The organism is Blastomonas sp. SL216, from assembly GCA_026625625.1.
Taxonomy (GTDB): domain Bacteria; phylum Pseudomonadota; class Alphaproteobacteria; order Sphingomonadales; family Sphingomonadaceae; genus Blastomonas.
The window spans coordinates 1,887,692-1,903,705 of the sequence record CP113055.1; the positions used below are offsets into that span (position 1 = coordinate 1,887,692).

The window sequence follows — 16,014 nt, forward strand, 5'->3', positions numbered from 1 at the left end:
GCGGGGTGGCACCAGCTCCCTTTCCCCTCCCCGCGGGGAGGGGCAGGCCCGGCTTGCCCGGGCCGGGGTGGGATGGGCGCACAGCGGCTGCCGCAGCCCCACCCCGCCCTTCGGGCACCCCTCCCCAGCGGGGAGGGGAGAATTCAGCCTCAGCCCTTCTTGAGCGCTGCCTGGGCTGCTGCCAGCCGTGCGATCGGCACGCGATAGGGCGAGGCGCTGACATAATCGAGGCCTGCGGTCTCACAGAACGCGATGCTCGCCGGATCGCCGCCATGCTCGCCGCAAATGCCCAGCTTGATGTCGGGCCGGGTCTTGCGGCCCTTGGCGACCGCGATCTCGATCAGCTGGCCGACACCTTCGATATCCAGGCTGACGAACGGATCGCGCGCGAAAATGCCCTTGTCGACATATTGCGTGAGGAACCGTCCGGCATCGTCGCGGCTGACGCCCAGGGTCGTCTGCGTGAGGTCATTGGTACCGAAGCTGAAGAACTCGCCCACTTGCGCGATCTCGTCGGCCATCAGCGCGGCGCGCGGCAGCTCGATCATCGTGCCGACCAGATATTCGATCCGGCGGCCCTTTTCGGCGAACACCATCTCGGCGGCGGTATCGACGACCTTCTTCATCAGCTCCAGCTCGCGCCGGGTGGCGACCAGCGGGATCATGACTTCGGGGATCGGGGCTGCACCGCTCTTTGTGGCGACATCGCATGCCGCCTCGAAGATTGCGCGCGCCTGCATCTCGTAGATTTCGGGATAGGTTACGCCCAGGCGGCAGCCGCGATGGCCCAGCATCGGGTTGAATTCGTGCAGCTCGTTGGCGCGACGCTTCAAGACCTCGATGCCGACACCGGCGGCCTCGGCGACCTCGGCAAACTCGTTCTCGCTGTGCGGCAGGAACTCGTGCAGCGGCGGATCAAGCAGGCGGATGGTGACCGGCAGGCCCGCCATCACCTCGAAGATGCTGTGGAAGTCGCCGCGCTGTTCGGGCAGCAGCTTTTCCAGCGCCAGACGGCGGCCAGCCTCGTCCTCGGCCAGGATCATCTGGCGCACGGCGGTGATGCGGCTCGCCTCGAAGAACATGTGCTCGGTGCGGCACAGCCCGATGCCTTCCGCGCCGAAATCGCGCGCGACGCGGCAATCGTCGGGCGTTTCGGCATTGGTCCGCACCTTGAGGCGGCGGACCTTGTCAGCCCAGCCCATCAGCACGCCGAAATCGCCGACCAGTTCGGGCTGTACAGTGGGCACTTCGCCCAGCATCACCTCGCCCGAGGTGCCGTCGATGGTGATGACATCGCCCTCGCGCAGCTCGCGCGATCCGATGCGCAGCACGCGCTCCTTGTTGTCGATCGACAGGCTGCCCGCGCCCGAGACACAGGGACGGCCCATGCCGCGCGCCACCACGGCAGCGTGGCTGGTCATGCCGCCGCGCGCCGTCAGGATGCCCTTGGCGGCATGCATGCCGTGAATGTCCTCGGGGCTGGTCTCGATCCGCACCAGGATCACCGCATCGCCCATTTCGTTGCGACGCTCGGCGGTATCGGCATCGAACACGATGATGCCGCTCGCCGCGCCCGGCGATGCGGGCAGACCCTTGGTCAGCACGTCGCGGGTCGCCGACGGGTCGAGTGAGGGGTGGAGCAGCTGGTCGAGCGCCATCGGGTCGACGCGCGCAATGGCCTCTTCCTCGGTGATCAGGCCTTCATTGGCCATGTCCACCGCGATGCGCAAAGCCGCCTTGGCGGTGCGCTTGCCCGAGCGGGTCTGCAGCATCCACAGCTTGCCGCGCTCCACGGTGAACTCGATGTCCTGCATGTCGCGATAATGCTTTTCGAGGATGTCGAACACCCGCGCCAGCTCGCCATAGGTTTCGGGCATGGCCTCTTCCATGCTCAGCGGCTTGGCATTGGCTTCCTCGCGCGCCTGTTTGGTGAGGTACTGCGGCGTGCGGATGCCCGCCACCACGTCCTCGCCCTGTGCGTTGATCAGGAACTCGCCATAATACAGGTTTTCACCGGTCGAAGGGTTGCGCGTGAACGCCACGCCCGTCGCCGAGGTATCGCCCATATTGCCGAACACCATCGCCTGGACGTTGACCGCAGTGCCCCATTCGCCGGGAATGTCGTTGAGGCGGCGATAGACCTTGGCGCGCTCCGACTGCCACGAGCCGAACACGGCGGAAACCGCGCCCCACAGCTGGTCGTTCACATCCTGCGGGAAAGGCTTGCCCCATTCGGCCTCGACCAGGCCCATATATTCGCCGACCAGCGCCTTCCAGTGCTTGGCTTCCATCTCGGTATCGCTGAAGAAGCCATTGTCTTCCTTCATGATCTCGAGCGCTTCCTCGAACGCATCATGGTCGAGGCCGAGCACGACGTCCGAATACATCTGGACGAAGCGGCGATAGCTGTCCCAGGCGAAACGCTCGTCGCCCGACACCTTGGCGAGCCCCTCGACGGTCGCGTCATTGAGGCCGAGGTTGAGCACCGTGTCCATCATGCCGGGCATCGATACGCGCGCGCCCGAGCGGACCGATACCAGCAGCGGATCGGCCGCATCGCCGAATGTCTTGCCGGTGACGCTTTCGATATGCGCCAGGCCCTCGGCCACTTCGGCCTTCAGGCTGTCCGGAAACACCTCGCCATCCTGATAATAGCGGGTGCACATTTCGGTGCTGATGGTGAAGCCGGGAGGCACCGGCAGGCCGATCGAGGCCATGCCATCAAGGTTCGCGCCCTTGCCGCCGAGCAGGTTCTTGTTGCCCGCGCCGCCATCATTGGCGCCGCCACCGAACCGGTACACATATTTGGTCATCAGCTTCAGCCTGTCTGTGTGAAATGTTGGTGAAGGGTGTCGAGGCTATCCCTCGATCTTCGAAAAATCGGCGACGCGGTGAACCGCGCTGCGGAACCGGGCCAGCAGCGCCAGCCGCGCTGCCCGCTTGGCCGGATCGGCATCGTTGACGGTCACGCTTTCAAAGAATGCATCGATCGGCGCGCGCAACGCAGCGAGCGCGGCCATCGCGCCTTCGAAATCCTCGGCCTCGATCGCGGCAATCGCGCGCGGCTCGGCGTCATCAAGCGCAGCGATCAGCGCGGCCTCGGCGGGTTCCAGTCCCTCGCCCGGAGGAACGGGGGTGAACTCTTCCTTCTTCAGAATATTCGCCGCGCGCTTGTACCCCGCGAGCAGATTGCCCCCCTCGCCCGTCTCGACAAAGGCCTGCAGCGCATGAACGCGCGCAAGGAGGAGGACCAGATCGTCCTCGCCGCCGAGCGCGAACACTGCGTCGATCAGATCGTGCCGGACACCGGCTTCGCGCTGCTGGACCTTGAGGCGGTCGGCGAAGAAGTCGAGGAGCTCCTCCTCTACTTCGATTCCGCTATACAATACCCTTCCCGCCTGGCTCCCGAGCAGCTCCGCGGTCATTTCAGGGCGATTATCTGCACTATCTTGGCGAACTACGAAAAATGTATCCACGTGTCGTGGATCAGATTTACTATCGTCGACAATAAGTTTGGAGCCGTCAAACTTCAGATTATAAATCCAGAATTGAGATTTCCATTGCTCATAGTAAACATCGAAAGCCAATGAGAAAAGTCGAGTGAGGCTAGCCCTTAGACCGCTTGTATGAATAGTCGTAAGTACCGCAATGGCTGCTCGGCGAAGTGCAAATGGATCTTTTGATCCAGTTGGGCGCAACCGGTTAGCATAGAACCCAACCAAAGTATCCAGCTTATCCGCCAGACTCACCGCCACCGTCACCGGCGCGGTCGGTACGTCATCGCCCTGCCCGACCGGCTTGTAATGGTCGCGGATCGCGGCGGCGACTTGGGGGTCCAAGCCTTCCTTCGCCGCGTAATAACCGCCCATAAGCCCCTGAAGTTCGGGGAATTCGCCGACCATCTCGGTGACCAGATCGGCCTTGCACAGCCGCGCGGCCTGCTCGGCGAGCGCCGGATCGCCTTTGACGATACCCTCTTCGCACAGCCAGCGCGCGAGTTTGGCGACGCGCTCGACCTTGTCGGCGACGGTGCCCAGTTTTTCGTGGAAGACGATGTTCTTGAGCTTCTCGGAATGCTGCTCGAGCGTCTTCTTCTGGTCGAGTTCCCAGAAGAAGCGCGCATCGCTCAATCGCGCTGCCAGCACCTTCTCGTTGCCCGCGACGATCGCCTGGCCGCCATCGTGCGCCGCAATGTTCGCGGTGCAGACGAACGCGGGTGCCAGTGCGCCCGCGCCATCGCGCACGACGAAATATTTCTGGTTGATCCGGGTGGTTAGCTGGATGACCTCAGGCGGAACCTCAAGAAACGCGGGGTCGTAGCGGCCGAGCAGCGGCACCGGCCATTCGGTGAGCCCGGCATTCTCGACCACCAGTCCTTCGTCCTCGACGAGGACAAAACCGGCGTCGCTCGCCGCCTTCATCGCGCCATCGCGGATGATCGCGGCGCGCTCGTCATGATCGACGATCACATGCGCGGCGCGCAGTGCGCTGGCGTAATCCTCAACGCCGCTGATCGTCACCGCGCCCTTGTGGTGGAAGCGGTGGCCGACGGTGGTGTTGCCAGCGACCAGCCCATCGACCTCGCAGGGCACAACATAGCCGCCCAATAGCGCGATGATGCCCTGCAGCGGACGCACCCAGCGCAGGCTTTCAGTGGTCTGGCTGGCGGTGCCCCAGCGCATCGACTTGGGCCAGGGAAAGGCGCGGATGATCGCGGGGATCGCATCGGCCAGCACATCGGCGGTGGCGCGGCCAGGCTTGTTGATGACTGCAAACAGCGTCGCGCGGCCCTTGACGTCGCGGGTTTCGAGCGCGTCGCGGGTCAGCCCCGCCTTGCGCAGAAAGCCCTCGACCGCCGCATCGGGCGCATCGGCGGGCGGACCCTTGAGCTCTTCCGATACCGCTTCGGTCGTCTCGGGCAGCCCGCGGGCGATCAACGCGAGGCGGCGCGGGGTCGAGAAGGTCTGCAGGCTCTGAGCCTTGAGGCCGGCGGCGGCGAGCTGATCGGTGAACAGCTTTTCCAGATCAGCGCGCGCCTTGCCCTGCATCCGCGCTGGGATTTCCTCGGATAGCAGTTCGAGCAGGAAGTCGGTCATGCGCCAACTCCCTTCGATAGAACACAAACCCCGTCACCCTGAACTCGTTTCAGGGCCCATCGGGCACCAAGCGCCTTCACCCTATCGGCACCCGGACGGTGGATGGGTGCTGAAACAAGTTCAGCATGACGGAAATTGGCGGGTCCCATCATCACGCTGCCCATCCGTTCTTTTCCATCCAAGCCTGGCAGCTGCCCTTCGCGAGGTCGCGCACGCGGCCCATATAGGCCTGGCGTTCGGCGACCGAGATCACGCCGCGCGCCTGGAGCAGGTTGAACACATGGCTCGCCTGGATCGCCTGCTCATAGGCCGGGATCGGCAGCTTATTGTCGAGGCAGTTCTCGCACTCGGCGACCGCCTTGCGGAACGCGTCGAACAGGCTCTCGGTGTTCGCCACTTCGAAGTTCCACGCGCTCATTTGGCGTTCGTTCTCGAGGAACACGTCGCCATAGGTGACCCCGCGTCCGTTGAAATCGAGGTCGTAGACGCTGTCCTTGCCCTGGATGTACATGGCCAGCCGCTCGAGCCCGTAGGTCAGCTCGCCCGCGACGGGCTTGCAGTCGAAACCGCCCATCTGCTGAAAATAGGTGAACTGCGTCACCTCCATGCCGTCGCACCAGACCTCCCAGCCCAGCCCCCATGCGCCCAGCGTCGGGCTTTCCCAGTCATCCTCGACAAAACGGATGTCGTGCAGCAGCGGATCGACGCCGATCGCGGTCAGGCTGTCGAGATAGAGCTGCTGGATGTCGCCCGGCGAGGGCTTCAGGATCACCTGATACTGGTAATAATGCTGCAGCCGGTTGGGGTTCTCGCCATAGCGCCCGTCGGTCGGGCGGCGGCACGGCTGGACGAACGCGGCATTCCACGGATCGGGGCCCAGCGCACGCAGCGTGGTCGCGGTGTGGAAGGTCCCCGCGCCCATCGGCATGTCATAGGGCTGCAAGATCAGGCAGCCATGCTGGCTCCAGAAATTGTGCAGGGTCAGGATCATGTCCTGAAAGGAAAGGCTGTGCTCGCTCAAACGTCCGGCCTTCGCAGATGCAAAAAATGATGCGCCGCGCTTTGGCGGATGGGACGCCGCTGGTCAAGGGACTGGTGATTCAGCGTTGGTGTCAGGGGGCTTAGTTGAGCTTTGCCAACCTAACTCGTCATTCCCGCGCACGCGGGAATCCCGCTTCTGCGCCGAGATCGGAAAAAAGCGCTCCCCCCCGCTTTCGCGGGGGTGACGACATGGGCGGCAAGAGGCCCTTATTCCGCCGCCACCGCCTGCTCCACCTTTTCCAGCGTCACCGGCGTGCCGTTGAGCACGGCGTTGCCTGAAATCGGGTCCATCGCCTGCGGGTCGGTCAGGTCGTTGAGCGACACGCCGGGGCGCTTGGCGGCCACCGACAGCCTTGTCCCGGGCTTGTCCTGGCCAAAGCCGTGCGGGATCGAGATCACGCCGGGCATCACATCCTCGCTCACCTCTGCGGCCAGTTGCACCGATCCGACCCGGCTGGTGACGCGCACCTGGTCGCCACTGGCGATGCCGTGCGCCGCCGCATCATCGGGGTGGATCATCGCGGTGCAGCGGTCCGGCCCCTTGGAGAGGCGCGGGCTGTTGTGCAGCCAACTGTTGTTGTTGCGCACATGCCGCCGCCCGATCAGCAGCAACTGGTCTGCGGGTGTCTTCTCGAAATCGGCGCGCCATTGCGCGAGCGCCTCCAGGCACAGCGGCGGCGCGCAGGCGATGCGCTTGTCGGGCGTCTGCAGCCGTTCGGGCAGCCGCTGGACATGCGGGCCGAAATCCCTGCCATTGGGGTTGGGCTCCAGCTCTTCCAGCGTGACGTCATAGTCCGAACGCTGGAGCATCGCGGCGAGCACCGCGCGCGGCGGCACGATATTGGGCACCGCCTCGCCCTTCGCGCCCAGGATCGCGCGCGCAAGCTCCGCCACGATCTCCCAATCGGCCTTGGCGCCCGCTTCCATCGGCAGCGTCGGCGCGGAATAATCGGCATAGTTGCGGATCGCGATGGGGCCGAGCAGCAGCGGATAATGGTCCTTTTCCAGCGGCCCGCACGGCGGCAGGATGTAATGTGCGTGCGCGCTGGTGCCCGTTACATACATGTCGATCGACACCATCAGGTCGAGCTGGGGCAAGGCCGCTTCCCACGCACCCGGTGCCGACAGCGCCGGGTTGCCGGAGATCACGACCAGCGCCTTGATCTGCCCCTCGCCGGGCGTGCTGATCTCTTCGGGCAGCAACGCGCAGGGGAATTCGCTGATCACCTCGGGCCGGTTGCCGATGCGCGAGCGGAAGCGGTCATAGGTGCCCGGCCCCGCACCTGCGACCAAATCGACGACGGGCGACGAGAACATCACGCCGCCCTCGCGGTCGAGATTGCCGGTGGCGATGTTGAGCAGCTGGATCAGCCACAGGTTGAGCGTTCCGGCATGGGTGACCGACACGCCCATGCGGCCGTAGACAATCCCCGGTTCGCCGCTGCCCAGTTTCGCCGCCAGATCGCGGATGACGCTCTCCGCCACGCCGCAATGATCGGCCAATGGCGCAACCTCGAAGCTGCGGATCATCTGCCAGGCAGCGGCCCAGCCTTCATCGAGCATCGCTGCCAATCGGCCCGGCGCGACCAGCCCCGCCTCGTCGAGCGCTTTCAGCAGCGCCAGCAGCAGCGCGGTGTCGGTGCCGGGTCGGATGAAATGGTGCGCATCGGCGATTTTCGCGGTCTCGGTGCGGCGCGGGTCGATCACCACCACCTGCCCGCCGCGCTTCTGCACCGCCTTCAGCCGCTTTTTCACATCGGGGACGGTCCAGACGCTGCCGTTGCTCGCCAGCGGATTGCCGCCGATGATGAGCATGAACTGCGTGCGGTCGACATCGGGAATCGGGAACAGTGCATTGTGCCCATACATCCACATCTGCACGAGCTGATGCGGGATCTGGTCGAGCGTCGAGGCGGAATAGAGTGTGCGCACCCCCAGCGCCTTGCGCAGCACGCCGGTCTGGGTGCCGGTGGCATAGTTATGCGCATTGGGGTTGCCCATATAGAGCGCCGGTTGCCCGCCGCTCGCGATGATGCCCGCCATCCGCGCGCCGATCTCGGCAAAGGCGGTGTCCCAGTCGATCTCCTGCCATCCGGTCGCGGTGCGCTTGACCGGGCGGCGTAAGCGATCAGGATCGTCCTGAAGGTCGGCGAGCGCGGTCGCCTTGGGGCAGATATGGCCGCGGCTGAGCACATGATCGGGATTGCCACGGATCGAGACGACCTTGCGCCCCGCGACCTCAACCAGAACGCCGCAATTCGCCTCGCACAGATGGCACGTGCGGCTGTGCGTGGTGGTGGCCGATTCGCCTGCCATGATGCTCTCTCCCATTGCCTTTGGCGCTAAGGCTATCAGCCGCCCGGCCCGCTGACCAGCCACCGAAAACCGCCACTTTCCCTAGCGGATGTCATGCGTCACTGCCACTAAGTCAGGGTCACTTGACATGGTCAGCGAATCACGACATAAAGTAAGGGTCAGCTGACATTAGGTCAGTGAACAATGACAGGACGCAGCGATGGACAGGCCCTCACCGCCGATCTCAACGACAGCCCTTCGCCGGGCTTACCGCTGGACCATAGGCCTGGCGCTGGTGACCGGCGCGGTCTGCGCGCTGATCAGCATCCGGGCACCCGATGCGGGATCATCGTCGGCGTCCGGCGGTGCCCAGCGGGTCATGCCGATGCTTCTGGTACTCGCATGACTGGACCGATATCGGCAGGTGCACAAGGATGACAAACGGATGGAAGAGATGAAAAACCGTCTGAAGGTGCTGCGCGCCGAACGCGACTGGAGCCAGGCCGAACTCGGCGCCCGGCTCGATGTCTCGCGCCAGGCCGTCAATGCGATCGAAACCGGGAAATACGATCCGTCGCTGCCGCTCGCCTTCCGTATCGCACGCCTGTTTGACATGCCCATCGAGGAGATTTTCGATGACGAATTCACCGGAGGCAATCATGGTTGAAGGCGATTGGCAGGCGCGCGCCAAGCAGCGCACCCGACGGATCAACACCGTGGTCGGCGCGCTGTTTGCCGTGGGACTTGTATCCGGCTTCTTCGTCGGCTTTTTCGAGGACAAGAACGCCGGCCTGGTCGCGGCCAACAGCATTCCGCCCTGGCTGGCGGTGGTCAGCGCCGTCGTCTTCGTCGTCTCGGTATCTTATGGCTCCTGGAAGCTGATGCAGGTGTCAGACGAACTGGAACGGGTGGTCCATACCAAGACCACCGTCGTCGCCGGCAATGTCATGCTGATCGGCTACCCCAGCTGGTTCATTCTATGGAAGGGCGGCATCGTGCCCGAACCTGACGCCCTCTGGCTTTTCGCCGCCGGCATTTTCAGCAGCGCGCTGGCTTATGCCTGGTACAAATATCGCTGATGTTTTCTCAATACCCCAAGAAGAGGATGACCCCATGACGAACATTTTCAAGACCTTGCGCAACGGCGTTGCCACTATTGCTATCGGTGCAATGGCCAGCGTCACCTTTGCCAGCCAGCCGCTGATGGCGCAGCAGCCGACCTCGGTCGCAGAGGCGCTTGGCCCCGCCCCCGAGGTCAAGGACATCAATCCCGCGATGTGGATGGTGCGCGACAAGGATACCACCATCTATCTGTTCGGCACCGTCCATGTGCTGCGCCCCGGGCTCAACTGGCTGAAGGGCGACATAAAGACCGCCTTCGATGCCTCGGACGAGCTGATCCTGGAAGTGCAGGAGCCTTCAGACCCCGCCGCGATGCAGGCGACCGTCAACAAGCTGGCGACCAACCCGCAGGGCACGACACTGCGCAGCCTGCTGACCCCGCCGGTGCTGACCAAGTACGAAAAGACGCTGGGCACGCTGAACATCCCGCCCGTTGCACTTGACCAGTACGAACCCTGGTTCGCCAGCGTCACGCTGACCACCCTGCCGCTGATGATGAAGGGCTATGACCTCAACAGCGGCGCGGAAAAGGTGCTGTCCATCGCGGCCAAGGCGCAAAGCAAGCCGCTCGGCCAGCTGGAAACCATCGAGCAGCAGCTCGGCATCTTCGATAGCCTGAGCACCAAGGAGCAGGTCGCGTTTCTGGACGTAACGCTCGATGGCGTGCCCGAAGTGACGACGCAGATCGACGCGCTGGTCGATGCCTGGGGCAAGGGCGATCTGGCCACGCTCGACAAGCTGATGAACGAGGGGATGGAAAGCTATCCCGGCCTGTATGACGCGCTGCTGACCAACCGCAACGCCAACTGGGTGCAGTGGATCAAGGCGCGGATGGACAAGCCGGGCACCGTGTTCATGGCGGTGGGTGCAGCGCATCTGGTCGGCAAGGACAGCGTGCAGGCCCAACTCGCCAAGGCCGGCATCCAGAGCGTTCAGGTCACCAGCAACTGATCTCCCCAGATCCTGATCTGACGAACCCCGTCAGCGCCCCCGCGCTGGCGGGGTTTGCCTTTCAGAGACTGGCGTTGCGGAAGCAGGCCTGCACCTCGGCAACGAAGATTTCGGGCACCTCCAGCGCAGCAAAATGCCCGCCCTTGTCCACCTCGTTCCAATAGATGATATTGCTGAAGCGCTTTTCCGCCCAGCGGCGCGAGGTCTGGAACAGCTCCTTGGGGAAGATCGTGCCACCCATCGGCAGGCTGACCGGATCAAAGCCCATGTTGGAGAAGCTGTGCCAGTAAAGCCGCGCTGACGAAGCTGCAGAGTTGGTCAGCCAGTAAAGCGTGATCGTGTCGAGCAAAGCATCGCGGCTGAAGCCCGAAAAGCTGTCGTCGCAATCGGACCAGTTGCGGAATTTCTCCAGGATCCACGCCATCTGCCCGACCGCGGAATCGGCCAGCGCGTAGCCGATCGTCTGCGGCCGCGTCTTCTGGATCGACGAATAGCCGCTTTCCTTGTCCTGATAATATTGCATCCGCGCCGCCGCGCGCTTTTCCAGGTCGCTCAGATCGCCCATCGCCGCAGGGTCGGGCAGCGCCAGCACCATGTTCGAATGCACCGCCGCGCATGCCCCCAGATTCTGCCGCGCGATCTCCAGCGTCACGCCCGAACCCCAGTCGCCGCCCTGTGCGAAATAGCGGTCATAGCCCAAAGCCAGCATCAGATCGTTCCAGACCTTGGCGATCTTGGTGATCGACCAGCCGGTTTCGGCAGGCTTGCCCGAAAAGCCGAAGCCGGGGAGCGAGGGGATGACGAGGTGGAAGGCATCGGCCGGATCGTCCGGGTTGGTCAGCGGCGCGATCACCTCCATGAATTCCAGCACCGATCCGGGCCAGCCATGCGTCAGGATCAGCGGCCGCGCGCTTTCATGGCGGGAGCGAATGTGCAGGAAATGGATGTCGACGCCGTCGAGCTCGATCAGGAATTGCGGATAGGCATTCAGCGCCGCCTCGCACTTGCGCCAGTCATAGCCGTTCGCCCAATAGGCCGCGTAATCCTTGACCACGGCCAGCGGAATGCCCTGATCCCAATCGTCTACCGTCTCCTTTTCGGGGAGACGGGCATGTGCAATGCGCGCCTTGAGGTCGTCCAGCGCGGACTGGGGGATGTCGATGGTGAAGGGGCGTGGCTGTGTCATGCCGCAAGGCTAGACTGCGGCGGGGGGACCGCGCAACTGACAATCGTGTCAGCGATCAGACCGGACGCGCGCCCGATCCCTTGCCGCCGCGATTGGCATATTCCTGGGTGCCCAGGTGATAGACCTTGTCGCCGCCCAGCACCGCCTGGTTGGAATAGGTGAAGCCCGGCGTCAGCCCGCGATACAGATCATCGAAATTGCGCTCGACCGTCTTGCGGAACAGCTCCTCGAAGCTGTCGATGACGAAATAGGTCGGCTGCATGTCCGAGATCACATAATCGGTGCGCATCACCCGGTCGACTTCCAGATGGATGCGGTTGGGCGACTGCGCCTCGACCGAGAATACCGCCTCGAGCGGGCCGGACAGGATGCCCGCGCCATAGGCCTTGATACCATCGGCCTCGCGGATCAGCCCGAACTCCACCGTGTACCAGTAGAGCGCGGACAGCGCCTTGAGGCGGTTGTACGCCAGTGCCTTCCACCCCGCGCGGCCATATTCCTGCATGTAATCGGCATAAACCGGATCGGTCAGCATCGGCACATGACCGAACACGTCGTGGAATACGTCCGGCTCCGAGATGTAATGGAATTCCTCGCGCGAACGGATGAAATTCCCTGCCGGGAAGCGCCGATTGGCGAGGTGATAGAAGAACACGTGATCGGGGATCAGCATCGGCACCGGCACCACCGACCAGCCCGTGATCGCTTGCAGTTCCTCGCTCAGTGCGCCAAAATCGGGCACGCCGCCGCGCCCCAGATCGAGCCGGTCAAGCCCCGCCATGAAGCTGCTCGCCGCTCGGCCCGGCAGCACGTCCATCTGCTGCGCGAACAGATCGTCCCAGATGGCGTGCTCTTCGCTCGAGTAGACGCGCTGCTTCGGCTCCAGCCAGTCCTCACCCAGATGCTCGGGGCGCACCAGCGGCGCGACAAAGGTGTCGGCGGGCACGTCGGGAATGACCGAGAAGTCCACGGCACCCGGTGTGATGAGCAGGCTTTCCATATCCGTTCCCTGTTTGTCAGCTGAATGAGACATATAGCACCCCATAAGCGAAAAATCCTGTCCCATTCTTGCCTTTCGGAAGCCCAATCCAGAAGGTTCTTCCATTTTCAGCGGATAACTGGCAATTTCTATCCATGACCGATCTGGACGCCGAAGATATCCGCATCCTGCGCGCGCTGCAGGAACACGGCCGCATGACCAATGCGGAACTCGCCGAAACCGTCGGCATGTCCGCCTCTCCCTGCTGGCGGCGCGTGCGAAGGCTTGAGGCAGACGGCGTGATCCGCGGCTATGCGGCACGGCTGAGCCGCCGCGCACTGGGCCTGGGCGTGCTCGCCTATGTCAGCGTCGAGATCGCCGACCATGGCGAGGCGGTGACGCGCGAATTCGAAGCGGCGATCGCCGGGCTGGACGAGGTGATCGCCTGCCACCAGGTCACCGGCGGCGCGGACTATATCCTCACCGTGGTGAGCCGCGACCTCGACAGCTATGCGGACTTCGCCAACACTAAACTGCGCCCGATCGCGGGCATCAAGGCGATCAGCACCAGCTTCGTGCTGAAGGAGGCGAAGGCGCAGGGCGGGCTGCCGATTTAGGGGACCGGAACTGGGTGGTGAGCCGACGTCAGGCTTCGTGGCTATCAAACTCCCAGCGCGACCATTGCCCCAGTTTCGTGGCTATGGTCTGCCAATCCGGGCCAGTGGCATGAAGCAAACGCTTTCGCACATAGGCTTCTACGACTGCCGGAGCGAACCGTTTGGCAATCAGGCGCGAACCACCGGAGAGAATGGGCAAGCTGTCCAATTCGTTCTCCAACCATGCCGGCGAGCATACATCAAACTCGAAAGCGTCAGCGCCTTTTTCTCCCGTGACGCCGATTTCGGCACGAAGCGTGTGACAAAAGCTCCCGGAAACTGGCGTGAGATCAGAAAGGTCTTCATCAACTTGACCCCTCAAGGAGCGAAGTTCGGGTTGTAGATTTGGGCGCTTCATCAGCAAAGGATGCCCCGGAAGTCCGAATTCAGCAACAGGGTCGTTTCCCGACCTGCCGATATATGCCGCCATTCCCTCCGATCCTCCAGGGCTTGGTCGAAGGGCCCAGATGCTTGCAGCGTCCCAAACCCGCCCTTGGGTTAACCCGATGTAGAATCTTCTGCGCCAATGGAATGGATCGGCTCCATAGTCCTCCGGTACTGCTCCGCAGCCATGCGCCGCCGATTGGCGGGCCATGCGGGGAATGCCGGATCAGTAGAGGGCAGATCGGGATGAATGAACTCAAGGTTTCCAGCGACACCTCCGCTTTTGAAGTCGCTGCCGTTCTGGATCGCAATGGCAAGCTGACGCAGCAATGCGTCCACCAGGCCCTGACGATGATGGATAAGTACGGCCTGGTTGTCCTGACCGACCTGCTGTCGGCTGCCGAAGCCGATATCGGGCTGGAGCTGATAAAGCAGACCATCGACGATCCGGAGCGCAACCGGTGCGCCTTTGCCAGCGAGACCGATAATCGCTACATGCGCCGCGACTTCTGCTCGCTGCCTTCGACCCGGCCCGTCCAGGGCTTTGCCGCCACCTTGTGCCAGCGGCTCGAGGGTGTGCTTTCGGAATATTGCGGTCGGTCGCGCCCGCTGCTCGAGGTCATCACGCTGACCAGCTATATCGGCTCATCGCACCAGTATATTCACCGCGATCCCGCCGGCGTGATCAGCCTTCTGGCCGCAGTGGAGGATGTGAGCGAGCAACAGGGCGGCACGGTGTTTGTTCCGGGGTCGCATATGTATGGCGGCGCCGATAGCAAGCATGGCGGCGGAGCCTATGGGCTGATGGATCTGTTCCGCATCCAGTGGAATTACCGCATCTTCCGGCACAATCTGAAAAAGCTGTGGGGCATGCGCAGCGACGACAAAGCGCCGCTGGCACCCGGCGAGTTTCTGGACCGGGTGTTTTCGCGCAAATGGGACCAGCACCAGCCAAATCTACTGCGCTTCCTGCTGGGCAAGAATTCGCAGTTCAACCTGCGCATGCTTGGTCCGCGCACCTTGTGGAAGCTGTATCGCGAGCGCGATGTCCTGAATGACCTGTTCTCGCTGGTACAGACGGCACCGCGCAAGGGGACGGTCATTCTCTACCGGAGCGACCTGCTCCATGCCGGACCCGACAACCGATCAGCCCAGCCGCGGCGTTTCTTCGGCATGAGCATTGCGCGCGACATCGTCGAACCCAAATTCTGGCATGATGGCTATACGCCGCATCCCACATTGACGGCGCAACCCATGAGCTTTGGCGACCTGCTCGAGACAGAGCCGATGCCTGCCCCGCCCATGGCGCTGGACCACAAGCGGAGGGCGTGAAGGGGCCACTCCGCCGACCGCGGCCCTCTCTGCGACACTGGCGCCCTGCGGATGACCCTTGCACGGCAGTCGATGGTGCCAAGGCCAGTCAATCACTTTGAGAGCTGCAGGCGGGATGATATGGTGCGGCGATGCCGAAAGTGCCCGAGCCTGCCGCGAAGCCCGGTGAACCCCTGCCGCCTCCGAGCGCCCTTACCCTCTGGCTCTGCGCATCGGCCGGGGTCTGGGCCATGTATCTGCTCGTTTTCCTGCAGGTGCCGGGCAATGGCTTGGTGGATTCCGCGACCTTCGCGCTCATCAATGTCGCGCCGCTGGCTGTGCTGGCAGCGGCGGCGCACTGGCTGATCAAGCGTCACCTGATGCTATGGTCGGTCCCGGCGCAAATCATCGGTCATGTGGCGGTAGCAGCAGCCTTTGCCGTTGTGTGGTTCGCGCTGGTCACCGGCCTGCTGGAGGTGAGGAGCGCCGTGATATCAGGCGGCAAGCTGGAGTTCGCAGGCTTTACCGGCGGGGCCTTTATCTGGCAGGCGTTGCAGGGTCTGGTGCTCTACTGGGCCGTTGCAGCAACGACTTATGCCGTGCGCGGCGGGCGCGGGGCAGCGCCGGTCACGATCGTCTCCGCCGCCCCGCTCGAACGCTATCTCACCCGCACGGGCGACGAGATTGCGCCCGTCAATGTCCGCGATATTGTGCTGATTGCCGGAGCGCAGGACTATGCCGAGGTGACGACGCTCACCGGCATGCATCTGGTGCGCATGAGCCTTGGCGAGTTCGAACAGCGGCTTGATCCGGCGCGGTTCATCCGGGTTCATCGTTCGCATATCATCAACATCGATCATCTCGATCATGCCGAGCCTGCAGGCGGGGGGCGGTTGGTGGCGCATATGGCGACAGGGACGGTCGTGCCGCTCAGTCGGAGCGGATCGCAGGCGCTGCGGCAATTGATCGTCTAAGGCGTTCGCTTACCGGCAC

General features: G+C 63.5%; 13 protein-coding genes. 6 read left to right on the forward strand and 7 right to left on the reverse strand.

The features are described from left to right. Positions 1-149 precede the first annotated feature (149 nt). The 4 genes from ppdK to OU999_08845 form a co-directional block, all read right to left on the reverse strand. Positions 150-2,813, reverse strand: a complete 2,664-nt coding sequence (ppdK, locus tag OU999_08830; protein WAC25269.1) for a pyruvate, phosphate dikinase — start codon at positions 2,811-2,813, stop codon at positions 150-152. Between the two features lie 45 nt (positions 2,814-2,858). Then, positions 2,859-5,096: a glycine--tRNA ligase subunit beta gene (glyS, locus tag OU999_08835; GenBank protein WAC25270.1), complete on the reverse strand. Its 2,238-nt coding sequence runs from the start codon at positions 5,094-5,096 to the stop codon at positions 2,859-2,861. Positions 5,097-5,247: 151 nt separating this feature from the next. Further along, positions 5,248-6,117, reverse strand: a complete 870-nt coding sequence (locus OU999_08840; GenBank protein WAC25271.1) for a glycine--tRNA ligase subunit alpha — start codon at positions 6,115-6,117, stop codon at positions 5,248-5,250. Between the two features lie 227 nt (positions 6,118-6,344). Continuing rightward, positions 6,345-8,453 (reverse strand): molybdopterin oxidoreductase family protein, encoded by a 2,109-nt coding sequence (locus OU999_08845; GenBank protein ID WAC25272.1) that lies wholly within the window; start codon positions 8,451-8,453, stop codon positions 6,345-6,347. 433 nt (positions 8,454-8,886) lie between these two features. Between OU999_08845 and OU999_08850 the strand changes: the two genes are divergently transcribed. From OU999_08850 to OU999_08860, 3 genes are read left to right on the forward strand one after another with little or no spacing between them, the layout of a single operon-like run. Next, positions 8,887-9,099, forward strand: coding sequence for a helix-turn-helix transcriptional regulator (locus tag OU999_08850; protein ID WAC25273.1), 213 nt, complete (start codon positions 8,887-8,889; stop codon positions 9,097-9,099). Next, positions 9,068-9,511 (forward strand): hypothetical protein, encoded by a 444-nt coding sequence (locus OU999_08855; protein WAC25274.1) that lies wholly within the window; start codon positions 9,068-9,070, stop codon positions 9,509-9,511. The genes OU999_08850 and OU999_08855 overlap by 32 nt, the downstream gene beginning before the upstream one ends. A 34-nt stretch (positions 9,512-9,545) precedes the next feature. Next, entirely contained in the window at positions 9,546-10,505 is a 960-nt protein-coding gene (locus tag OU999_08860) for a TraB/GumN family protein (protein WAC25275.1), read from the forward strand. A 61-nt stretch (positions 10,506-10,566) separates the two neighbouring features. On the opposite strand, the gene OU999_08865 is transcribed toward OU999_08860, so the two are convergent. Both OU999_08865 and phhA read right to left on the reverse strand, forming a co-directional pair. Next, positions 10,567-11,691: an epoxide hydrolase gene (locus OU999_08865; GenBank protein ID WAC25276.1), complete on the reverse strand. Its 1,125-nt coding sequence runs from the start codon at positions 11,689-11,691 to the stop codon at positions 10,567-10,569. A gap of 55 nt (positions 11,692-11,746) precedes the next feature. Continuing rightward, positions 11,747-12,691 carry a phenylalanine 4-monooxygenase gene (gene phhA, locus OU999_08870; GenBank protein WAC25277.1) on the reverse strand — a complete coding sequence of 315 codons (945 nt, stop codon included), beginning with the start codon at positions 12,689-12,691 and terminating at the stop codon, positions 11,747-11,749. Between the two features lie 134 nt (positions 12,692-12,825). On the opposite strand from phhA, the gene OU999_08875 reads away from it, so the two are divergent. Then, a complete protein-coding gene (locus OU999_08875) occupies positions 12,826-13,287 on the forward strand; it encodes an Lrp/AsnC family transcriptional regulator (GenBank protein ID WAC25278.1) in 462 nt (153 codons plus the stop codon). A 28-nt stretch (positions 13,288-13,315) separates the two neighbouring features. Here OU999_08875 and OU999_08880 read toward each other — a convergent pair whose 3' ends face one another. Next, positions 13,316-13,756 carry an Imm8 family immunity protein gene (locus tag OU999_08880; protein ID WAC25279.1) on the reverse strand — a complete coding sequence of 147 codons (441 nt, stop codon included), beginning with the start codon at positions 13,754-13,756 and terminating at the stop codon, positions 13,316-13,318. Positions 13,757-13,956: 200 nt separating this feature from the next. Here OU999_08880 and OU999_08885 point away from each other — a divergent pair, with 200 nt between their 5' ends. Together OU999_08885 and OU999_08890 are read left to right on the forward strand one after the other, a co-directional pair. Next, entirely contained in the window at positions 13,957-15,042 is a 1,086-nt protein-coding gene (locus tag OU999_08885; GenBank protein ID WAC25280.1) for a phytanoyl-CoA dioxygenase family protein, read from the forward strand. 230 nt (positions 15,043-15,272) lie between these two features. Continuing rightward, complete coding sequence (locus OU999_08890) at positions 15,273-15,995, forward strand: LytTR family DNA-binding domain-containing protein (protein ID WAC25281.1); 723 nt, start codon at positions 15,273-15,275, stop codon at positions 15,993-15,995. Positions 15,996-16,014: the final 19 nt, after the last annotated feature.

Excerpts from the sequence above, each read along its gene's own strand:
- OU999_08845 (WAC25272.1), bottom strand. The coding sequence starts at position 8,453 with ATGGCAGGCGAATCGGCCACCACCACGCACAGCCGCACGTGCCATCTG.
- phhA (WAC25277.1), bottom strand. The coding sequence starts at position 12,691 with ATGGAAAGCCTGCTCATCACACCGGGTGCCGTGGACTTCTCGGTCATT.
- glyS (WAC25270.1), bottom strand. The coding sequence starts at position 5,096 with ATGACCGACTTCCTGCTCGAACTGCTATCCGAGGAAATCCCAGCGCGG.
- OU999_08885 (WAC25280.1), top strand. The coding sequence starts at position 13,957 with ATGAATGAACTCAAGGTTTCCAGCGACACCTCCGCTTTTGAAGTCGCT.
- OU999_08855 (WAC25274.1), top strand. The coding sequence starts at position 9,068 with ATGACGAATTCACCGGAGGCAATCATGGTTGAAGGCGATTGGCAGGCG.
- OU999_08875 (WAC25278.1), top strand. The coding sequence starts at position 12,826 with ATGACCGATCTGGACGCCGAAGATATCCGCATCCTGCGCGCGCTGCAG.
- OU999_08850 (WAC25273.1), top strand. The coding sequence starts at position 8,887 with ATGAAAAACCGTCTGAAGGTGCTGCGCGCCGAACGCGACTGGAGCCAG.
- OU999_08860 (WAC25275.1), top strand. The coding sequence starts at position 9,546 with ATGACGAACATTTTCAAGACCTTGCGCAACGGCGTTGCCACTATTGCT.
- OU999_08880 (WAC25279.1), bottom strand. The coding sequence starts at position 13,756 with ATGGCGGCATATATCGGCAGGTCGGGAAACGACCCTGTTGCTGAATTC.
- ppdK (WAC25269.1), bottom strand. The coding sequence starts at position 2,813 with ATGACCAAATATGTGTACCGGTTCGGTGGCGGCGCCAATGATGGCGGC.
- OU999_08865 (WAC25276.1), bottom strand. The coding sequence starts at position 11,691 with ATGACACAGCCACGCCCCTTCACCATCGACATCCCCCAGTCCGCGCTG.
- OU999_08890 (WAC25281.1), top strand. The coding sequence starts at position 15,273 with ATGTATCTGCTCGTTTTCCTGCAGGTGCCGGGCAATGGCTTGGTGGAT.